Origin of the sequence: Bradyrhizobium sp. SK17, assembly GCF_002831585.1 — a bacterium.
In the GTDB taxonomy this organism is placed as follows: domain Bacteria; phylum Pseudomonadota; class Alphaproteobacteria; order Rhizobiales; family Xanthobacteraceae; genus Bradyrhizobium.
The window spans coordinates 1,393,501-1,412,552 of sequence record NZ_CP025113.1; the positions used below are offsets into that span (position 1 = coordinate 1,393,501).

Consider the following 19,052-nt stretch of genomic DNA (forward strand, 5'->3'; position numbering starts at 1 on the left):
CCTAGCGCGCAGGCAGCGGCTGCACGGTGACGCCGGGCGGCGGCGCGTCGTCGTCCGGCACGAAGAAATCCGACATCAGCGGCACCGAGGGATCGACGCGGTAGTGCTCGAAATCGCGCACGCCATTGGCATAGAGCACCTTGTCGTCGATGCAGAAATGCCCGGTGAATTCGCGTGACGGCCGGGTGATGATCGCATGGGCCGCATCGCCCATGATCTCGGGTGTGCGGCTGGCGCGCATCATGGCGTCGCCGCCGAGCAGGTTGCCGACCGCGGCAGTCGCGATCGTGGTGCGCGGCCACAGCGCGTTGACGGCGACGCCGGCGGATTTCAGTTCGCCGGCGAGCCCCAGCACGCACATGCTCATGCCGAACTTCGCCATCGTGTAGGCGGTCGAATGCTCGAACCATTTCGTCTTCATGTCGAGCGGCGGCGACAGCATCAGGATATGCGGATTCTGCGCCTTCTTCAGATGCGGAATGCAGTATTTCGACACCATGAAGGTGCCGCGGGTGTTGATCCCCATCATCAGGTCGTAGCGCTTCATGTCGGTCGCCTGCGAATTGGTCAGGCTGATGGCGCTGGCATTGTTGACGCAGACGTCGATGCCGCCGAACTCGGCGACGGTCTGCTCGATCGCCGCCATCACCTGCGCCTCGTCCCTGATGTCGCAGATGACAGGCAGTGCCTTGCCGCCGGCGGCGCGGACCTCGTCGGCGGCGGTGTAGATCGTGCCCTTCAGCTTCGGATGCGGCTCGGCGGTCTTGGCCGCGATCGCGACATTGGCGCCGTCACGCGCGGCGCGCAGCGCGATCGCAAGCCCAATGCCGCGGCTCGCACCCGAGATGAACAGCGTCTTGTCTTTGAGCGATGTCATGAGAACCTCCGTGAGGGACGCACGAGACGATGGCCCCCTCTCCCCTTGTGGGAGAGGGTTGGGGGTGAGGGGTATTTCTCCACACGGTGCACCGCGCGGATAGCCCGCGACGCCTCACCCGGATTGCATCTGGTGATGCAATCCGGCCTCTCCCACAGGGGGAGAGGCGAAGTGAAGCAAGCCGCGCGGCCGTCGCGCCACTGACAACCCTACCCATCCGCATGCAGCACGCGGCCGCGGGTCTCCGGCAGCGCGTAGGCGGCGATGAAGAACACGCCATAGGCCGCGACGGCAAAGATCGCGATCGCGTTGGCCAGTGTGGTCGTGGTCGAGAGTGCGCCGACCAGGAACGGAAACAGCGCGCCGACGCCGCGGCCGAAATTGTAGCAGAAGCCCTGGCCTGAGCCGCGCAGCCGGGTCGGATACAGCTCGGTCAGGAATGCGCCCATGCCCGAGAAATAGCCCGAGGCAAAGAAGCCGAGCGGGAAGCCCAGCACCCACAGCACCTGGTTGGAGAGCGGCAGCTGGGTGTAGAGCAATACCACCGCGATGGCGCCGAGCGAGAAGATCAGGAACAGGTTGCGGCGGCCGATCCGGTCGGCGAGCCAGGCGCCGACCAGATAGCCGATGAAGGAGCCGACGATCAGCGTCGCGAGGTAGCCGGTCGAGCCGACCACCGACAGCTTGCGCTCGGTGGTGAGGAAGCGCGGCACCCAGAAGGTGATGGCGTAGTAGCCGCCCTGCATGCCGGTACCGACCAGCGAGGCGAGCAACGTGGTCTTCAGGATCGGGCCTTGAAAGATTTCCCACAGCGAGGCAGGTCCGCTGCCGGAGGCCTTCTGCTTCGCCATCGTGGCAGCGGAGATCTCGGGCTCGGTGACGTAGCGGCGCAGATAGAATACGAGCAAGGCCGGCAGCGCGCCGATCACGAACATCCAGCGCCAGGCGTTTTCCGGCGGGAGCACCGAGAACAGCACCGCCTGCGCCAGCACCGCAAAGCCCCAGCCGATCGCCCAGCCCGACTGCACCGAGCCGACCGCGCGGCCGCGATATTGCGGCCGGATCGCCTCGCCGATCAGCACTGCACCCGCGGCCCATTCGCCACCGAAGCCGAGACCGAGCAGCGCGCGGGCGATCAGCAACTGATCGAAATTCTGCACCACGGCGCAGACCAGCGAGAAGAACGAGAACCAGATGATGGTGAGCTGCAACGTCTTCACCCGCCCGATCCGGTCGGAGAGATAGCCGCCGAGCCAGCCGCCGACGGCGGAGGCCAGCAGCGTCACGGTTCCGGCGAGCCCGGCGGTGCCGGCGTCGACCTTCCACAGCGTGATGATGGTGCCGATGACCAGCGGATAGATCATGAAATCCATGCCGTCGAGCGTCCAGCCCGAGGCGCAGGCCCAGAACGTGCGCCGTTCCTGCAAATTCATGTCGCGGTAGAAGGCGAGGAGACTGGTGTCCTCGATTTCTGCGACTTCGATCGATTTGGATTCCGCCGTGCTCATCCGCGTTCCCCGGAGAAATTGTTCGCCGGCTGTTTGCGATCCGCGGCCGGAGTTGCGCGGACCGTCAATCTATCGCGATGTCGCAGGCAGGGCAAAGCAGCGTTTGCTCGGTCCTTAGAACGAGATGAAGCTGGATTGTATCGGTCGGCCACGAGCACGTTCACCTCTCCCCGACGGGGAGAGGTCGATTTGCGCAGCAAATCGGGTGAGGGCCTGCGGCTCCAACGAGAGAGCGGAACCCCTCACCCGGCGCTACGCGCCGACCTCTCCCAAGGGAGAGGTGAGCCTCGAACGCCGCGCATTCTAGTATCCCGCGGCCTCCGAGCCACGCGTGCGCGGATCGGGCGCGCCGAGCAGACCATTGGTCGTGACCACGATCGAGTTCGCAGAGGAGTAGCCGAGCGGCTCGACGAGCTTGTGCCCCTTGGCGCGCAGATCGGCGAGCACTGCGTCGGGAAAGCCGCGCTCGATGCGGACCTCGTCGGGCAGCCATTGATGGTGGATGCGCGGCGCGGCGACCGCGGCGGCGATGTCCATCTTGTAGTCGATGACGTCGACGATGATCTGCGTCACCGCCGAGATGATGCGGCTGCCGCCCGGCGATCCCGTCACCAGCACCGGCTTGCCGTCCTTCAGCACGATGGTCGGCGACATCGACGACAACGGGCGCTTGCCCGGCCCCGGCAGATTGGCCTCGAAGCCGACCAGGCCGAAGGCGTTGGAGGCGCCGGGCGCCGCGGTGAAGTCGTCGAGCTCGTTGTTGAGCAACACGCCGGTGCCGTCGGCGACGAGGCCGACGCCATAGGGGAAGTTCAGCGTGTAGGTGTTGCTGACGGCGTTGCCGCTGGCATCGACCACGGAGTAATGCGTGGTGTTGTCGCCCTCATGCGGTTGCTTCGCGTTGCGCACATCGATCCAGGGCGTGGCGCGGGCGAGATCGATGGTCGCGCGTTGCCTGGCGGCATAGGCCTTGTCGACCAGCAATTGCGTCGGCGCATCGACGAAGGCAGGATCGCCGAGATAGCGGGCGCGGTCGGCATAGGCCCGCTTCATCGCCTCGATCATCACATGCAGCGAGGCGGCCGAGCCCTGCTTCATGTCCGACACCTGAAAGCCTTCGAGGATGTTGAGGATCTCCAACAGCACGACGCCGCCGGAGGACGGCTGCGGCATCGCGACGATGTCATAGCCGCGATAGGTGCCGCGGATCGGTGTCCGGATGATCGGTTGATAGGATTTCAAATCGTCGAGTGTGAAGATGCCGCCGGCCTGCTTGATGCCGCTGACGAGCTTTTCGGCGACCGCGCCTTCGTAGAAGCCGCGCGGTCCCTGTTCGGCGATCGCGGTCAAAACGCCGGCGAGGTCGCCCTGGACCAGGCGGTCGCCCTCGTGCAGCGGCGTGCCGTCGGCATGTGAGAACGTCTTGGCCGAATTCGGCCAGCGCGACATGCGGCGATACATGTCGGACAACGTATCGGATGTGTCGTCGGTGACGATGAAGCCGTCGCGGGCGAGATCGATCGCGGGCTTGAGGATCTGCGCCAGCGTGAACTTGCCGGAGCCGTATTTCTCAAGCGCCAGCGCCAGGCCCGCGACCGTGCCGGGCACGCCGATCGCAAGCGCGGAGTTGCGCGACTTGTCGGGATCGGGCTTGCCCTCGGCACTGAGGAACATGTCGCGGGTGGCGGCCTGCGGCGCGGTCTCGCGGTAGTCGATTGCGATATCCTCGTTGCGGCCGGCGAGGTGGATCACCATGAAGCCGCCACCGCCGATATTGCCGGCGCGCGGATAGGTCACCGCCATCGCAAAGCCGGTGGCGACCGCGGCATCGACGGCATTGCCACCCTGCCGCAGGATGTCGGCGCCGACCCGCGCAGCGAGTTTCTCCTGTGCCACCACCATGCCGTTTTCGGCGCGAACGCTGCGGGCAGCGTCAGTGGCTGACGGCTCGTAGGCGCGGCGCTGGACCTGGACCTGGACTTGGCCGAGGGCGGGTGTTGCGATGCCGATCGCCAGGAGAGCGGCAAACAGCCGTCGCGACATCGTTGCTGTCAGCGCCATCGAAGTGTCCTGCCCTGTTGGTCGCCGTATCAGCAAAACCGGCCCATGCTATATGGGAACGGATCGCAGCGGCAAAAGCCTGCCTGCGGTCGAGCTCAAGGAATATCTTTCGCGATGACGGCAACTATGCAGACCGGCACCGGTGCAGCAAAGGCCTATCCGGGTCGCGCAGCGGTCGTCAGCTGGATCTTCTTCGATTGGGCCGCGCAGCCCTATTTCACGCTGATCACGACCTTCGTGTTCGCGCCCTATTTCGCGAGCTTCGTCGCGCCAGACGCCGCGAGCGGCCAGGCGCTGTGGGGCTTTGCCACCGCGGCCGCGGGGCTTGCGATCGCGCTGTTGTCGCCGGTGCTGGGCGCCATCGCCGATGCCAGCGGCCGGCGCAAGCCATGGATCGCGGGCTTCGGCGCGCTGCTGGTGATCGGCTCGAGCGCGATGTGGATCGGCAAGCCCGGCAATCCCGATCTCATCCCGATGCTGTTGCTCGCCTATGCGATCGCCAGCGTCGGCGTCGAGTTCGCGACCGTGTTCAACAACGCGATGATGCCGACCCTGGTGCCTCCGGAGCGGATCGGGCGCCTTTCGGGCACCGGCTGGGCCACCGGCTATGTCGGTGGCATCCTGAGCCTCGTGCTGGTGCTCGGCTTCCTCGCCGCCAATGCCGAGACCGGCAAGACGCTGTTCGGCTTCACGCCGCTGTTCGGGCTCGATCCTGTCATGCATGAGGGTGATCGCATCACCGGGCCGCTGACCGGATTGTGGTTCATCATCTTCGTGGCGCCGATGTTCCTGTTCACGCCGGACTATCCGGCGAAGCGCCCGGTCCGTGCGGCGCTCGGCGCAGGCCTGCGCGAGCTCGGGGAATCACTGCGGAGCCTGCCAAAGCAGAAATCGCTGGCGCGGTTCCTGCTCGCCAACATGATCTACACCGACGGGCTGGTCTCGCTGTTCGCGTTCGGCGGCATCTATGCTGCCGGCACGTTCGGCTGGGATACGATCCGGATCGGCACCTTCGGCATCATCCTGGCGGTCGCCGGGACGTTCGGCGGCTGGATCGGCGGCAAGCTCGACGATGCGTTCGGGCCGAAGCGCGTGATCACCGGCAGTCTCTTGATCCTGCTGTTTGCGATCGTCGTGATCCTCACCGTCAACAAGGATTCCATCCTGTTCATTCCGGTCGCGCCGCCGGTGCCAGGTGGTCCGCTGTTCGCAGGCGCCGCCGAGCGCGCCTATATCGTGCTGGGCTGCCTGATCGGTGCCACCGGCGCGCCATTGCAGGCAGCCTCGCGCTCGCTGCTGATCCGCCTCGCGCCCAGGGATCGCATCGCGCAGTATTTTGGCCTGTTCGCGCTGACCGGAAAGGTGACGTCGTTCATCGGCCCGCTCTTGATCGGCACGATCACCGCGGCGACCGCGAGCCAGAAGGCCGGCATGGCCGTGCTGGTGGCGTTCTTTGTGGTGGGATTGGCGCTGCTGGCGCGGGTCAGGAGCAACTAGCGCCGTCATTCCGGGCGCGCGAAGCGCGAGCCCGGAATCCATTCATCCGTTGCACGATGGATTCCGGGCTCATCGCTGCGCGATGCCCCGGAATGACGTCAGTGCCTGAAATGCCTGGTGCCGGTGAACACCATGGCGATGCCGTGCTCGTCAGCGGCCTTGATCACCTCGTCGTCGCGCATCGAGCCGCCGGGCTGGATCACCGCAGTCGCACCGGCCTCGATGCAGGCCAGCATGCCGTCGGCGAACGGGAAGAACGCGTCGGAGGCAACCACCGAACCCTTGGTCAGCGGCTCGGCGAGCTTCAGCTCGGCCGCCGCATCCAGCGCCTTGCGCGCGGCGATGCGGGCGGAATCGACCCGGCTCATCTGGCCGGCGCCGATGCCGACGGTGGCGAGATCCTTGGCGTAGATGATGGTGTTGGACTTGACGTGCTTGGCGACACGGAAGGCGAATTTCAGATCGCGCAGCTCGGCGTCGGTCGGGGCGCGCTTGGTCGCGACCTTCAGGTTCATGTCCTCGACCACGGCATTGTCGCGGCTCTGCACCAGGAGGCCGCCGGCGACGGTCTTGGCGGTGAGGCCCAGCGCGCGCGGGTTCGGCAGGCCGCCGGCGAGCAAGAGGCGCAGATTGCGCCGGCCGGCGATGATCGCGATCGCCTCCTCGGTCGCATCGGGCGCGATGATCACCTCGGTGAAGATGCCGATGATCGCGCGCGCCGCGTCCGCATCGAGCGTGCGGTTGACCGCGATGATGCCGCCATAGGCCGAGGTGGAATCGCAGGCCAGCGCGCGGGCATAGGCGGTGGCGAGATCGGGACCTTCGGCGACGCCGCAGGGATTGGCGTGCTTGACGATGACGCAGGCCGCGGTGCGCTGCGGATCGAACTCGCCGACGCATTCGTAAGCCGCGTCGGTGTCGTTGATGTTGTTGTAGGACAATTCCTTGCCCTGCAATTGCCGCGCGGTGGCGACGCCCGGTCGCTTCTCCGGCGTGGCATAGAACGCCGCGCTCTGGTGCGGATTCTCGCCATAGCGCAGCGACTGGATCAGCTTGCCGCCGAAGGCGCGGAAGTCCGGCGCCTTGGTGTCGAGCTGCACGGCAAACCAGTTCGAGATCGCGGCGTCATAGGCCGCGGTGCGCGCATAGGCCTTGGCGGCGAGCCGCCGGCGCAACTGGAGCGAGGTCGCGCGGTTGTGCGCGGCGAGCTCGTCGAGCACGGCCTGATAGTCGTTCGCCTCGACCACCACCGCGACGTCGTCATGGTTCTTGGCGGCAGCGCGGATCATCGCCGGACCGCCGATGTCGATGTTCTCGATGCACTCCTCGAACCCTGCGCCTTTGTCGACGGTGGCTTCGAACGGATAGAGATTGACGACCAGAAGATCGATCGGCGCGATGCCGTGCGAGGCCATCGCCGCGGCATGCTCCTTGTTGTCGCGGATCGCGAGCAGGCCGCCATGCACCTTCGGGTGCAGCGTCTTGACCCGGCCGTCCATCATCTCGGGGAAACCGGTGAGTTCGGAGACGTCCTTCACCTTCAGCCCGGCCGCCGCGATCGCCTTGGCGGTGCCGCCGGTCGAGACCAGCTCGACACCCTGGTCGGCCAGCGCCTTGGCGAAATCGATCAGTCCGGTCTTGTCGGAAACGGACAACAGAGCGCGGGTCACGCGGCGAAGCTGTTCGGTCATATCGGAAAATCCCTGGCTGTTAAGGCAGCCGGGTAGCACGGTTTTGTGCGCTACGAAACCGGTCTTGGGGGCCGAATCCTCGCAAATTAGCCCCGTCACCCTGAGGAGCGCAAAGCGCGTCTCGAAGGGTCGACGGCCACCAGCCGGGCCGTGCATCCTTCGAGGCTCGCAAGAGCTCGCACCTCAGGATGACGGGTCTGAGATGGAGGCGATGCGGTACCTACAGCGGCAGTTCCGGCTCGCGGCGGGCGTTGCGGCGCGCGTTGGTGGCCGAGGCCGAGGTCGAGGAGCGCACGAAGCTCCAGCGGATGGTGGCGGCCTGCCTTGCGTCCTGCCGGATCACGATCTGGGAGGTGCGGCGCGGGCCGTCATTGCCGGCCAGGAACACGCTGTCCTCGAGATCGACCTTGTCGTCCATCGCCTCGAAGGTCCAGACGTCGCGGTTGGGCAGCACCAGCATCACGCCGCGGGCGTCGGACAACCGGCTGGCCTTCACCGACGGATGCAAATGGAAGCGTAGCGCGAAATCGGCCTCGCTGCCCCTGATGCGGCCGCCCGGCGCCGGTGCGAGCGAGTCCTCGCCTTCGAGCCGGGTGCCATCCTGGGAGATCATCAGCACGCGGCGGTGGATCACGCCGAAGCGCGACAGGTAGCCGTCGTGCGAGGCGGTGAGCACGTCGCCATCGGGGACGGCTTCGCGGTAACTCTCGACATTGGCAGGGCCGCTGGTGATCGGCGCGCCACGCAGCAGCCGCTTCATCGCCGACAGTTCGACGAACTGGCACGACGAGGTGTCGTGATAGGTCAGCGTCGAATGCGCGGCGGTGGAACGCGCGAACGGCCGCCAATTGTCGCGGCCGGTCGAAGGCATGCCGCAATTGACCACGATGCGGCTGACGCCGGAGGAGAGCTCGAACGACAGGCAGCCGGCATGCGCGTCATGGCTGACGCTGGGCGGCGGCGGCGGGCCGGTGTCGATGATCAGGGCGGTGTTGCCGGCATCGAGGCGCTGGAAGCCGGTATGCGGCATGCTCGCCATCGGCACGCCGCGGGTGTCGTCATAGGCGAGCAGCGTCGCCACCAGATCGGACGGCGCGGTCGACATGCCGTTGAACAGCGCGAAGCTGCCATCGCCGTGACGGAAGAAGCGCAGCATCGGCATCATGCGGTCGATGGCGTTGAGCAGCGCCGGCGGCGGCGCGATATTGCGCGCAGCAAAGGTCTGGCGCAGCGGCAGGAGATCGCTGAGCAGCTCGACCAGCGCACCGGGATTGCGCGAGATGTGACCGCCATCGGGCAGGATCTGGCGCTGCAATTCGTCCGACAGCCGGCGCGTCGCGGTCTTGATGTTGCGCGCCTGGTTGGCGAGGCAGAGCGAGGCGTAGCACAGCGCGATCAGCACCTGGAGGCGCGGAACGCCGTCATTGTCGAGCGTGGAATAGCGCAGATAGCGGATCTCGCGCGCCAGCCCGCGCAGGTACTTGCGGTAGAATTTGCCGTCGGTGTCGCCGAGCACCAGCGGCGCCTGCGACAACAGCGAGATCACGCGGCGCGCCCGAACATCGGCGCGGCGCTCCAGCGGCCGCTTGCGCGCCTGATTCGAAATCCAGTCGTCGACCAGCGAGCGGGCGTTGGCGCGGGTCAGCGCGGTGTCGGCGGCGCGCAGATGGCGCAGCCAGCCGAAGCCGAGCAGGGCGGCTTCCCAATCCTCCGACGGCGGCTCGAGATCGAAGATCGAGCGGCCATGGCAGGTGACGATCTTGCCGGCGAAGACGAATCGCCCGGCATAGATCTCGGCGGCGCGGGTGGCGTCGGCGGTCCTGAGGTCGTGCGGGGCGATGATCAGCCGGTCGGTGCGGCCGGGCCACAGCCGCGACAGCACAACGGTGCTGCCGCTGGCGCGTGCGATCATGCTGCGCGCGAAGCGGCCGGCAATCAGCGTCGAGATGCGTCTGCTTTGAGCGACCGACACGCCTAACCTTGCGGGGAGGGAATTTTCAACGAATCCTTATTTTAATCCGGAAACGCGGCCAAGGCACCCTCTTGATGGGCGACATACCCTCTTGATACCGCACGAATCACTTCGAGCGTAGAAGACCGAAGTTTAAATTCAGGCCTTAACCAGCCGGGCGGCGTAAAACCCGTCGAGGCCGCCCAGCCGCGGGTCGGCATTGGGCAGATGGCTGGGCAGGGTGCGCAGGTCGCCGTCGGCGGTAATGATGTCATCGAGGCCGGCGACCTCGTCGTTCCCGACCGGCGCACGGCGCAGGCCTGATTCGCCCGCGAGCAGCGCGGCAATCGCCTGCTCGCCTTCCTCCGGCTCGAGCGAGCAGGTGCAGTACACCAGGGTGCCGCCCGGCTTCAGAAGACTGGTGGCCTTTTGCAGCAGCCGCTTCTGGAGGGCCGACAGCGCGGCGATGTCGCCTTCCTGCCGCAGCCAGGCCACGTCGGGATGGCGGCGGATGGTTCCGGTCGAGGTGCAGGGCGCATCGACCAGAATACCGTCGAAGCTTGCAGCCTCCGCCGGCCATTCGGCGGCGTCGGCGACCACCGTCTCGGCCTGTAGGGCCAGCCGGGTGAGGTTGTCGCGCAGCCGTGCGACGCGGGCCGGCGAGCGGTCGACCGCGGTGACCTGCGCGCCCGCCAGCGCGAGCTGGGCGGTCTTGCCGCCCGGCGCGGCGCAGAGGTCCGCGACCTTCTTGTCCTTGATGTCGCCGAACAGGCGCACCGGAAGTGCTGCGGCGGCGTCCTGCACCCACCATTGGCCTTCCGCGAAGCCCGGCAGCATCGTCACGGAACCCTGGAGCAGCGTGCGCACGGTTCCGGTCGGCAATGTCTCGCCGTGCAGACGGCTTGCCCATTGCACGGCGTCCGACTTCACCGTGAGGTCGAGCGATGGCTCATGGCCGAGCGCGAGCGCCATCTCGCGCGCGGTGGCTTCGCCGTAGAACGAATTCCAGCGCGCCAGCATCCATGGCGGCAGGTCCAGCGTCTGTGTGCTGATCTCCTCGATCAGCCCCTGGCCCTCGCGTGCACAGCGCCGCAGCACCGCGTTGACGAGCCCGGCATATTTCGCCGCGCGCCGGTCCGACTGCACCAGCCGCACCGACAGATCGACCGCGGCGTGATCGGGCACGTCCATCCAGAGGATCTGCGCGGCGCCGATCAGGAGCGCGCTCTGCGCCCGTGGCGCATCGGTCGGGATGCCGCGGTCGAGCAGGCGCGACAGCAGGTGGCCGAGCGTGCCGAGCTTGCGCAGGATGGTCGACACCAGCCGGCGCATCAGCGCGCGGTCGCGATCGGCGAGCGATTTCAGGCCGGGATGCGCGCCGGCGCCGTCGAGTTGATCGTCGAGGGTACGGTGCTTGTGCAGCACGCCGTCGAGGATGTCGGCTGCGATCCGGCGCGCCGCGAGACCGGGGACTTCGGCAGGAACTGCAAATCTTGAAGGAGGCATGAAGCGGAGATATCTCGAAGGTGCTGAGTTACAATCGGCTCATGCCATCAACTCGAAACCACCACTGGCATGTGAATATGCCAAATGTAAGAATCGACCCGCGGGATTTTGCGATCGTGATGCCGTCACTGAGCCGATATCGAGATACGCAACGCGCAGGCAGAAAGTTTGCCGAGAAAGCCAGCCATGTCTGAGAAATCGCCATCGCCAAAGGAATCCGCAAGGGAACCCGCGCCGCGCAAGCCGCTGACACCGGCCGCGCAGCGCGCGCTTGCCGAGGCCGAGGCGCGGCGCAAGGCGGCCGAGGAGCTCGCCGCGCAGAATGCGGCGGCGCGGCCGAAGGAATTCCAGGGTCCGAAAGGGCCGGAACCGACACGCTACGGCGATTGGGAGACCAAGGGCATCGCCTCGGATTTCTGAGAGCTGTTTGGTGCGTCTTGCCTGACGTCTCGACTCAGGCCAGTCTGGGAATATGTCCCCATATGAGAGAATAAATCCTTATCGTGGGACCGGACGTCCGCCCTTCCGCCGCTCACCCTGGGGCCGCCGCGTCTCGGCGGCGCTACCATGGGTGTTCGTTCTCGGCATCGCCGTCGGCAGCACGCTGCCGATCCGCCGATGGGCGCCTGAATGGGTGCCTTTGCCGTCGCACTGGTCGTTGAGCCGGTCGCGCGATGCCGACATGATCCGGCAGCGGGCCGGCGCCCCCGACGCTCGCCATGCCGTCGATGTCATCAGGACGATCGACGGCGACACGTTCGAGGCGCGGGTGCATCTCGCGCCAGGCCCCGATCTCACCACACGGGTCCGGCTGCGCGGCATCGATGCGCCGGAGCTGAAGGCGTCGTGTCAACGTGAGCTGCAAATGGCGCAGGCAGCGACCGTGGCGCTGCGCGACCTGCTCGGCCAGGGCGATGTCGCGATCTACAATATCGGCCCGGACAAGTATCAGGGGCGCGTCGTCGCCGACGTGGCGACGAGGAAGACCGACAATGTCTCGGCTGCGATGCTCGCGGCCGGTCATGCGCGTGCCTACAATGGCGGCCACCGCTTCGGCTGGTGCGGGAGCTTCGCGCGCTGAACAATCGCCGCCACCTTCGCCAAAGCTTCCTAATCTGGAATTCGAAAAGGAAGAGTATTTCGCGCCGTTGTCGCAACCTCTCGCGCGTGAAGATGTGTTCTTCAATCCCTTCCAACATCCTGCCGCAGCCAGCCGCGCAACGCTGAGCTAGGCCACATCACTGCCTGTGGGTGCAGGCATTTGTGGTTTGGGGCAGTTTCAGTGTGCATTTCCAGGATTGGTTTCGGACGCGTGTTGCTGCTGGGTGCGGCGAGCACGGCAGCGCTGGGTGTTGGTATCGCGGGTGTGGCGGCGCAATCGGCCACCGCTCCGGCGAGCGGGGTGATCCCGCTCGACCCGGTCGTCGTCGATCAGCCGGCGCAAAAGCCCACGCGCACGCAACGGGCGGCCCGTTCGCGCTCCGCATCGGCCACCCGCTCGCGCGCGATTGCGGCGCGGACGGCAGCCGCCGCCGCGGCTTCGCGCGCGATGCCGTCGACGAATGGCGGTACCAGCGGGCCACGCGAAACCTCGTGGGGCCATGTCGACGGCTATGTCGCGACCCGTAGCGGGACAGGTACCAAGACCGATGCGGCGCTGATCGAGACACCGGCCGCGGTGTCGGTGGTCACGCAGGATCAAATCCAGGCGCAGGGCGCACAGAGCGTGTCGCAAGCGGTGCGCTATACGCCGGGCGTACGGGTCGAGCCGACCGGCGCGGACGCGCGATTCGATACCGTCTACATTCGCGGCTTTGCCGCCGACCAGTATCTGGATTCGCTGCGGCTGCTCAATTTCGGCGTCTTCGCCTATCCGATCGTCGAACCATTCAATCTGGAGCGTGTGGAGGTGCTGCACGGTCCGGCGTCGATCCTCTACGGGCAGGCTTCGCCGGGTGGCGTCGTCGACATGGTGAGCAAGCGGCCGACGCTCGACCCCACGCACGAGATGTTCATTTCGACCGGCAGCTATGGGCGCATCCAGGGCGGCGTCGATCTTTCCGGCCCGATCGACCAGAACAAGGAGTTCCTGTATCGCTTCACAGCCTCCGGCCTCGATGTCGGCAGCCAGGTCGATCATACCGGCTACGAGCGCGTTTCGATCGCTCCGTCGCTGACATGGCGACCTGACAACGACACCACGCTGACGGTGCTCGGCACCTATCAACGCGACCCGAAGGCCGGATTCTACAATCAGCTGCTGCCGCTCGGCATCGGCACCATCACGCCCTATAAGGGCCAGTACATCCCAACGGGCTTCTATTCCGGTGAGCCGAATTTCGACAAGACCGACCGCACCCTGGGCGCGGTCGGCTATCTGATCGAGCATAGTTTCGGCAACAACCTGAAGGTCCGGCAAAATCTGCGCTATTCGGACCTCGATACCGACTTTGCCGTGGTGTCGCCGAACCCGGGCACCGATCCAACCAACATGACACGCGGCGCGTACACGACCCAGGAGAACATTCGCTCCTTCACCGTCGACAACCAGGCCGAGGCAAATTTCAACACCGGCCCGTTCCAGCACACCGTGCTTGCCGGCATCGACTACATGAACGCCACCGACAAGCGGCTCAACGGCAGCCTTGCCGTGGTGCCCTCGATCAACGCGCTCAATCCGGTCTACGGCGTTCCGATCGGACCGGTGCCGAGCACGACCAACGTCCGACAGACCATCGACCAGCTCGGGGGCTATTTGCAGGATCAGATCAAGTTCGATCGCTTCGTGGCGCTGCTCGGCGTGCGCGAAGATCTCGCGACATCTCGCACCGAGACCCTGACCTATGCAACCAACCTCACCGCGATCGCGCCAAAGTCCGACACCGCGACGACCAAGCGCGGCGCCCTGCTCTACAAGTTCGACAACGGCATCGCCCCCTATATCCAGTACACCGAATCGTTCCAGCCGACCGCCGGCACGGATTTCGCGGGCAATCCGTTCGCGCCGACCACCGGGCAGCAAGAGGAAGTCGGAATCAAATATCAGCCCAATGCGAAATCGCTCTACACCATCGCGGCCTACAATCTGGTGCAGCAGAACGTGCTGACGCCGGATCCCGATCCGAGCCACGGGCCGACTGCGCGGGTCCAGACCGGAGAAATTCGCTCGCGTGGCATCGAGCTCGAGGCCAAGACGGAGGTCAATCGCGACCTCAGCCTGATCGCCTCCTACACCTATCTCGACAACATCGTGACCAAGACCAACACGGTGGCGCAGCTCGGCAAGCATCCGGTCGGCTTCGCGATGAATTCGGCCGCCGCCTGGGCGGACTATTCTTTCCATGGCGGCCCGCTCGACGGCTTCGGCTTGTCCGGCGGCGTCCGCTACATCGGTCCGTCGGCCGGCAACACCGCGAACACGTTCTACGTACCCGGCGTGACTTTGTTCGACGCCGCGATCCACTACGATCTCGCGGGCCTCGGCCGGCCGTTCAAGGGTTACTCGCTGCAGGTCAACGCGACCAACATCTTCGATAAGACATATGTGACCTTTTGCCAGGATATCGGATGCTACTATGGTCTGCGCCGCAACGTGATCGCGACGCTGCGCTATCGTTGGTGAAATCGGGGATGCTGACGTCATGACTCGAGCGGCGCTGCGGCGATGGTTCTGGGTGCACAAATGGTCGAGCCTGGTGTGCACGCTGTTCCTGCTGGTGATCTGCGTGACCGGCCTGCCGTTGGTGCTGCGTGACGAACTGTCGGACTTGCTCGACAACGCCTTGCCCTATGCCAAGGTCGCCGACGATACGCCGAACGTCAGCCTCGACAAGCTCGCCTCCATCAGCCGGCAGATGTATCCCGGCGAGATCATCACCTCGATGTTCTCCGATGACGATGAGCCGAAGATCGTCGTGTTCATGGCTCAGTCCTGGGACGCGGTCCGGGCAAATATCAAGGCCATGCACTGGATCAGGTTCGATGCGCATACCGGAGCCGTGCTCAAGCAGTCCAAGCCCTTCGATCAGGACGGGATGAGTTTTCTCACGCTGATGCTGCGGCTTCACAGGGACCTGTTCGCTGGCCTGTCCGGCGAACTCTTCATGGGGCTGATGGCGCTGCTGTTCGTCGCCGCGCTGGTGTCAGGGGGCGTGGTCTACAGCCCGTTCATGCGGCGGCTGGATTTCGGTACGGTGCGCACCGGGCGATCGCGGCGTCTCAAATGGCTCGACCTGCACAATCTGCTCGGCGTCGTCACGTTGGCCTGGATGCTGGTGGTCGGTATCACCGGCGTGATCAACGAACTATCGACGCCGCTGTTCGGGCTTTGGCTGCGGACCGACGTCAAAGCCATGCTCGCCAAGATACAGGAACGCCCGATCGATGATGTCTCGGAGTTGAGTTCGCCGCAGGCGGCGCTCGATACCGTCAAGGCCGCGCTTCCCGGGAAGGTCGCCACCAGCATGGCATTCCCGGGTTCGCCGTTCGGCACGCCCTATCATTATGTGGTGTGGACCAAGGGCAAGGAGCCGCTGACGTCGCGGCTGTTCAGCCCCGCGCTGGTCAATGGGCGCACAGGCGAATTCGGCGGCGAGGTCGGGATGCCCTGGTATCTGCGGGCGCTCGAACTGTCGCGGCCGCTGCATTTCGGCGACTATGGCGGCATGCCGCTCAAGGTGATCTGGATCCTGCTCGATCTCGTGACCATCGTCGTGCTGGTCAGCGGATTGTATCTCTGGCTGTCGCGGCGTGGGTCGCCGATCGCGGAAGCCGAACAGGAACTGATGGCAAGTCGCGTGGCGCCGTTGCGGCCGGAAGCTGCGGAATGAGCTCGCAACGCCGCTCGTATCTCAAGATCTGGCGCTGGCCCACGATGCTGGGCGGCCTCACGATCGCGGGCTTGTTCGCGGCGCTGCTCGGCCAGCAGGGCATCTGGTTGCCGCTGTCCTGGGCGTCGCTGACGGTGCCGCTGGTCGTGATCCTGGCCTGCCTGCACCGGTTGCGCCACGGCTAGAGCGCTTTCGAGCGAAGTGGATCCCAGTTTGCGTGAAGCCGCGCATGTCGGCGCGGCTGTTGTTGCGTCAAACCTTCGGCCGACGTCAGCGGGTGACGACGACCGTCGTGCCGACCGAGACGCGCGAATAGAGATCGGTGATGTCGGTGTTCAGCATGCGGATGCAGCCGTAGGAGACGAAACCGCCGACCGAGCCCGGCACGTTGGTGCCGTGGATGGCGTATTCGCCGCCGGCCAGCGTCATCGCCGCGACGCCCATCGGGTTATGCGGCGAGCCGCCGGCGATCACGTTCGGGATGCTGGGCTTGTCGCGCTTGACCTCGGCGGGGGGCGACCAGGCCGGGTTGCGATACTTGCCGTCGATGCGGGTGGTGCCGGCCCACTGCTTGCCGGACTTGCCGACGCCGACCGGGTAACGCATCGCGTGGCCGGAATCGAGGATGAGATAGAGCCGCCGTTCGTTGGTCTTCACCACGATGGTGCCCGGCGTGTAATTGTCGGCGTGAAGTCCCACGATTTCCGGCCGCGCTTCGGCCGTCTGCGACATCAACACGCTCGCTCCGAGGGTGGCAGCCAACGCCACCGCAATCTTCATCGACATCAACCTCTCCACTTCCCAACAGCTCCCGTGAGGGAGCCAAAAACGAAGATGCAGAGCCCTGAAAAAACCGGGCCCGCCGGTCTCACGCACGCAATGTTAACCGCGTGTCTTAACCGGGCGGTTTCACGCCGGCCGCGAGACACGTCCTGATGGCGGGGAGAGAAGGAAAACTTGGGATCAAAGTAAATGACTTGAAAACAACACCCGGCCACAAACGCGCCGCAATGCCGCCGCGTCTCTGACAATCCCGTGAAACGCCTAATCCCATGGCGCTTCAGGGGCGGCCGACGCCGGATTGCAGCAAGACAAGCGAAAGGCCGCGGCGATGATCGCGCGCGGCCCTTGCTTCATGTCTCGATATTACTGCTGCCGGATTACTTCTTGTTCTGCCGGTTCTGCACGAGGTCATCGACCACGGCCGGATCGGCGAGCGTCGAGGTGTCGCCGAGGCTGGAGGGCTCGTCCTCGGCGATCTTGCGCAGGATGCGGCGCATGATCTTGCCGGAGCGGGTCTTCGGCAGGCCGGGCGCGAATTGAATGAGATCCGGCGAGGCGATCGGGCCGATGTCCTTGCGGACCCAGGCGACCAGCTCCTTGCGCAGCGCCTCGGTCGGCTCGGTGCCCTTCATCAGCGTGACATAGGCGTAGATGCCCTGGCCCTTGATGTCGTGCGGGTAGCCGACGACGGCGGCTTCCGACACCGCCTCATGCGCGACCAGCGAGCTCTCGACCTCGGCGGTGCCCATGCGATGGCCGGAGACGTTGATGACGTCGTCGACGCGGCCGGTGATCCAGTAATAGCCGTCGGCATCGCGCCGGCAGCCGTCGCCGGTGAAGTACTTGTTCTTGTAGGTCGAGAAATAGGTCTGCTCGAACCGCGCATGATCGCCATAGACCGTGCGCATCTGCCCCGGCCAGGATTTGGTCAGGCACAGATTGCCCGAGGTCTCGCCGTCCAGCGTCTTGCCGTCGGCGTCGACGATCTCGGGCACCACGCCGAAGAACGGCCGCGTCGCCGATCCCGGCTTCAGCTTGGTCGCGCCCGGCAGCGGCGTGATCAGGATGCCGCCGGTCTCGGTCTGCCACCAGGTGTCGACGATCGGGCAGCGGTCGTCGCCGACCACGCGGTAGTACCACTCCCAGGCTTCCGGATTGATCGGCTCGCCGACCGAGCCGAGCAGGCGCAGCGATTTGCGCGAGGTCTTCTTCACCGGCTCGTCGCCGCCCTGCATCAGCGCGCGGATCGCGGTCGGCGCGGTGTAGAAGATGTTGACCTTGTGCTTGTCGACCACGTTCCAGAACCGCGAATTGTCCGGGTAGTTCGGCACGCCCTCGAACATCAGCGTGGTCGCGCCGTTGGCGAGCGGTCCATAGAGGATGTAGCTGTGGCCGGTGACCCAGCCGACGTCGGCGGTGCACCAGTAGATGTCGCCGTCATGATAGTCGAACACGTATTGGTGCGTCATCGACGCGAACACCAGATAGCCGCCCGAGGTGTGCAGCACGCCCTTCGGGGTGCCGGTCGAGCCCGAGGTGTAGAGGATGAACAGCGGATCCTCCGCATTCATCGGCTCGCACGGGCACTCCGACGTCACCATTTCGGCGGCCTCGTGGTACCAGAGGTCGCGCGTCGGGTTCATCTCGATCTTGCCGCCGGTGCGCTTCACCACGACGACCCAGTCGACGCCGCCGGTCTTGGCGATCGCCGCATCGACATTGGCCTTCAGCGGCACCTTCTTGCCGCCGCGCAGGCCTTCGTCGGCCGTTATCACCACCTTGGAATCGCAGTCCTTGATGCGCTGGGCGAGGCTGTCCGGCGAGAAGCCGCCGAACACCACCGAGTGGATCGCGCCGATCCGCGCACAGGCCAGCATCGCGTAGGCCGCTTCCGGAATCATCGGTAGATAGATCGTGACGCGATCGCCCTTGCCGACGTTTCGGGTGCGCAGGATGTTGGCCATCTTGCAGACTTCGTCATGCAGCTCGCGGTAGGTGATGTGCTTGGATTCGGAAGGGTCGTCGCCCTCCCAGATGATCGCGGTCTGGTCGCCGCGCGTCTCCAGATGGCGGTCGATGCAGTTCCAGGCGACGTTCAGCTCGCCGTCCTCGAACCATTTGATCGAGATGTTGCCGGGCGCGTAGGAGACGTTCTCGACCTTGGTGTAGGGCTTGATCCAGTCGATCCGCTTGCCGTGCTCGCCCCAGAAACCGTTGGGGTCCTTGACCGAGTGCGCGTACATCTCGCGATATTTTGCGTCGTTGACGTAAGCACGCTTGGCCCAGTCGGCCGACACGTCATAGATCTTCTCGGACATCGCTTTCCTCCACTCATTGCCGCTCGCAAAC

At 65.6% G+C, this 19,052-nt stretch carries 14 protein-coding genes; 6 read left to right on the top strand and 8 right to left on the bottom strand.

What is annotated here, in order from left to right:
• Position 1: 1 nt before the first annotated feature.
• The 3 genes from CWS35_RS06480 to ggt form a co-directional block, all read right to left on the bottom strand.
• Positions 2-877, bottom strand: coding sequence for an NAD(P)-dependent oxidoreductase (locus tag CWS35_RS06480; protein WP_024583124.1), 876 nt, complete (start codon positions 875-877; stop codon positions 2-4).
• 209 nt (positions 878-1,086) lie between these two features.
• Positions 1,087-2,385, bottom strand: a complete 1,299-nt coding sequence (locus tag CWS35_RS06485) for an MFS transporter (protein ID WP_024583125.1) — start codon at positions 2,383-2,385, stop codon at positions 1,087-1,089.
• Positions 2,386-2,688: 303 nt separating this feature from the next.
• The gene (gene ggt / locus CWS35_RS06490) at positions 2,689-4,446 is read right to left on the bottom strand and encodes a gamma-glutamyltransferase (RefSeq protein WP_100951379.1); all 1,758 of its coding nucleotides are present in this window, start codon (positions 4,444-4,446) and stop codon (positions 2,689-2,691) included.
• Between the two features lie 126 nt (positions 4,447-4,572).
• On the opposite strand from ggt, the gene CWS35_RS06495 reads away from it, so the two are divergent.
• Positions 4,573-5,943, top strand: a complete 1,371-nt coding sequence (locus CWS35_RS06495) for an MFS transporter (RefSeq protein ID WP_100951381.1) — start codon at positions 4,573-4,575, stop codon at positions 5,941-5,943.
• Positions 5,944-6,041: 98 nt separating this feature from the next.
• On the opposite strand, the gene purH is transcribed toward CWS35_RS06495, so the two are convergent.
• The 3 genes from purH to CWS35_RS06510 form a co-directional block, all read right to left on the bottom strand.
• Positions 6,042-7,634, bottom strand: coding sequence for a bifunctional phosphoribosylaminoimidazolecarboxamide formyltransferase/IMP cyclohydrolase (gene purH, locus CWS35_RS06500; RefSeq protein ID WP_100951383.1), 1,593 nt, complete (start codon positions 7,632-7,634; stop codon positions 6,042-6,044).
• Positions 7,635-7,854: 220 nt separating this feature from the next.
• Positions 7,855-9,606, bottom strand: coding sequence for a heparinase II/III family protein (locus CWS35_RS06505; RefSeq protein WP_100951385.1), 1,752 nt, complete (start codon positions 9,604-9,606; stop codon positions 7,855-7,857).
• Positions 9,607-9,744: 138 nt separating this feature from the next.
• Positions 9,745-11,091, bottom strand: a complete 1,347-nt coding sequence (locus CWS35_RS06510; protein WP_100951387.1) for an RsmB/NOP family class I SAM-dependent RNA methyltransferase — start codon at positions 11,089-11,091, stop codon at positions 9,745-9,747.
• A 186-nt stretch (positions 11,092-11,277) separates the two neighbouring features.
• Between CWS35_RS06510 and CWS35_RS06515 the strand changes: the two genes are divergently transcribed.
• From CWS35_RS06515 to CWS35_RS06535, 5 genes are all read left to right on the top strand, one after another.
• On the top strand, positions 11,278-11,511 hold the full coding sequence (locus CWS35_RS06515) for a DUF1674 domain-containing protein (RefSeq protein ID WP_024583131.1): 234 nt from the start codon (positions 11,278-11,280) through the stop codon (positions 11,509-11,511).
• Between the two features lie 151 nt (positions 11,512-11,662).
• Complete coding sequence (locus tag CWS35_RS06520) at positions 11,663-12,172, top strand: thermonuclease family protein (RefSeq protein WP_035636530.1); 510 nt, start codon at positions 11,663-11,665, stop codon at positions 12,170-12,172.
• A gap of 231 nt (positions 12,173-12,403) precedes the next feature.
• Positions 12,404-14,713, top strand: a complete 2,310-nt coding sequence (locus CWS35_RS06525; RefSeq protein WP_245438892.1) for a TonB-dependent siderophore receptor — start codon at positions 12,404-12,406, stop codon at positions 14,711-14,713.
• Between the two features lie 19 nt (positions 14,714-14,732).
• A complete protein-coding gene (locus tag CWS35_RS06530) occupies positions 14,733-15,920 on the top strand; it encodes a PepSY domain-containing protein (RefSeq protein WP_100951389.1) in 1,188 nt (395 codons plus the stop codon).
• Positions 15,917-16,105 (top strand): hypothetical protein, encoded by a 189-nt coding sequence (locus CWS35_RS06535; protein ID WP_100951391.1) that lies wholly within the window; start codon positions 15,917-15,919, stop codon positions 16,103-16,105. Before CWS35_RS06530 ends, CWS35_RS06535 begins: the two co-directional genes overlap by 4 nt.
• A gap of 85 nt (positions 16,106-16,190) precedes the next feature.
• On the opposite strand, the gene CWS35_RS06540 is transcribed toward CWS35_RS06535, so the two are convergent.
• Entirely contained in the window at positions 16,191-16,706 is a 516-nt protein-coding gene (locus CWS35_RS06540) for a L,D-transpeptidase (protein ID WP_024583136.1), read from the bottom strand.
• A gap of 374 nt (positions 16,707-17,080) precedes the next feature.
• Positions 17,081-19,021, bottom strand: coding sequence for an acetate--CoA ligase (gene acs / locus CWS35_RS06545; protein WP_029879663.1), 1,941 nt, complete (start codon positions 19,019-19,021; stop codon positions 17,081-17,083).
• Positions 19,022-19,052 lie beyond the last annotated feature (31 nt).

Excerpts from the sequence above, each read along its gene's own strand:
- acs (WP_029879663.1), bottom strand. The coding sequence starts at position 19,021 with ATGTCCGAGAAGATCTATGACGTGTCGGCCGACTGGGCCAAGCGTGCT.
- CWS35_RS06540 (WP_024583136.1), bottom strand. The coding sequence starts at position 16,706 with ATGTCGATGAAGATTGCGGTGGCGTTGGCTGCCACCCTCGGAGCGAGC.
- CWS35_RS06495 (WP_100951381.1), top strand. The coding sequence starts at position 4,573 with ATGCAGACCGGCACCGGTGCAGCAAAGGCCTATCCGGGTCGCGCAGCG.
- ggt (WP_100951379.1), bottom strand. The coding sequence starts at position 4,446 with ATGGCGCTGACAGCAACGATGTCGCGACGGCTGTTTGCCGCTCTCCTG.
- CWS35_RS06480 (WP_024583124.1), bottom strand. The coding sequence starts at position 877 with ATGACATCGCTCAAAGACAAGACGCTGTTCATCTCGGGTGCGAGCCGC.
- CWS35_RS06485 (WP_024583125.1), bottom strand. The coding sequence starts at position 2,385 with ATGAGCACGGCGGAATCCAAATCGATCGAAGTCGCAGAAATCGAGGAC.
- CWS35_RS06530 (WP_100951389.1), top strand. The coding sequence starts at position 14,733 with ATGACTCGAGCGGCGCTGCGGCGATGGTTCTGGGTGCACAAATGGTCG.
- CWS35_RS06510 (WP_100951387.1), bottom strand. The coding sequence starts at position 11,091 with ATGCCTCCTTCAAGATTTGCAGTTCCTGCCGAAGTCCCCGGTCTCGCG.
- purH (WP_100951383.1), bottom strand. The coding sequence starts at position 7,634 with ATGACCGAACAGCTTCGCCGCGTGACCCGCGCTCTGTTGTCCGTTTCC.
- CWS35_RS06535 (WP_100951391.1), top strand. The coding sequence starts at position 15,917 with ATGAGCTCGCAACGCCGCTCGTATCTCAAGATCTGGCGCTGGCCCACG.
- CWS35_RS06515 (WP_024583131.1), top strand. The coding sequence starts at position 11,278 with ATGTCTGAGAAATCGCCATCGCCAAAGGAATCCGCAAGGGAACCCGCG.